1 protein-coding gene is annotated in these 1,447 nt (G+C 31.7%); it reads right to left on the bottom strand.

Annotation, left to right across the window (positions count from 1 at the left end; genetic code table 11):
* Positions 1 to 153 precede the first annotated feature (153 nt).
* Positions 154 to 1,374: an IS256 family transposase gene (locus tag CLCHR_RS24205; protein ID WP_079442489.1), complete on the bottom strand. Its 1,221-nt coding sequence runs from the start codon at positions 1,372 to 1,374 to the stop codon at positions 154 to 156.
* Positions 1,375 to 1,447: the final 73 nt, after the last annotated feature.

The following is a 1,447-nucleotide window of genomic DNA, read 5'->3' as shown; positions in this document are numbered from 1 at the left end:
GAGTCTGTCAAGATTTTTGTGTAAACTTCAAAAAGTAATATGATCATTTGGTAAGGTTGGAGGTATAGTTTAGACTTCCAACCTTTATTTTATAAATGTTGAATATTATTACATTACTTATGTATAGATTAGATAGTTTAGATTAATATACTTTTAAAATAAGGCTTCGTCGAGTCGACCTTCGAAGAAGATTGATAGTTGAGCCAGAATTTGAGCCCAGCCTTTAATTCCTTGTGTCCATTTCTTAGTAATATCAATAGTTGCAAGATAAAGTATTTTTAGCAATGACTCATCGTTAGGGAAAATTGATTTACTTTTAGTAACTTTCCTAAGTTGGCGGTTATAACTTTCCATTGCATTTGTTGTATATATTATTTTTCTTATTTCAGGTGGGTATTTGAAAAATGTTGAGAGTTCATCCCAATTATTTCTCCAACTTTTTATTGCTATTAGATATTTATCTCCCCATTTTTCTTCTAGATTATCTAATTCCGCTAACGCGACGTCTTCGGTTGGAGCTTTATATACTGATTTCAAATCAGCATTAAAGGCTTTTAAATCTTTATAAGATAAATATTTACTAGAATTTCTTATTTGATGAATAATACATCTTTGTATCTCAGTATTAGGAAATACTGCTTTGATAGCTTCTTTAAAACCATTGAGGCCGTCAACACAAGCTATTAAAATATCATTGATGCCACGGTTTTTAAGTTCATTTAAAACTAGTAACCAGTATTTTGATGATTCTGAAGCACCGATCCAAATACCTAATACATCTTTCTTGCCCTCAAGGTTAACTCCGATAACAGCATACGCTGCTTTCGAAACGATAGTATTATCTTTTCTTACTTTAAAGTGGATTGCATCCATAAATATTATCGGGTAAATGGATTCTAATGGCCTGCTTTGCCACTCTTTAAGCATTGGAATAACTTTATCTGTTATATTCGAAATAAGAGTTGGTGATACATCCATTCCATAAATATCATTAATTTGAGTTGCTATATCTCTTGTGGTCATGCCTTTTGCATACATTCCAATTACAGCACTTTCTAAGTGTGATATATCGGTTTGATGTTTCTTCACTATCGCCGGCTCAAATGAGCCTTCGCGGTCTCTTGGAACATCTAAATCAAATAACCCTAAATTTGATTTCATAGTCTTTGTACTTTTTCCATTTCTACTATTTGAGGTGTTTTTATTCTCATAATCATGTTTAGCATATCCTAAGTGACCTTCCATCTCCGCTTCCAGCATTTGCTGAAGTAATCCTCCAAATAAATCTTTTAATGTATTTTGTATATCTTCTGCTGTTTTTATATCAGAGTTATTCAAAATTAATTTTACTAATTCATCTCTAGATAAAGACATAGCCTGTGCTCCCTTCATTTGATAATTTATTATATCATCCTAATGAAGTTTACACAGACTATTTTACACTCTC

This window comes from Clostridium chromiireducens, assembly GCF_002029255.1.
Taxonomy (GTDB): Bacteria; Bacillota; Clostridia; order Clostridiales; family Clostridiaceae; genus Clostridium; species Clostridium chromiireducens.
This window is presented reverse-complemented; position numbering and strand designations above follow the sequence as displayed.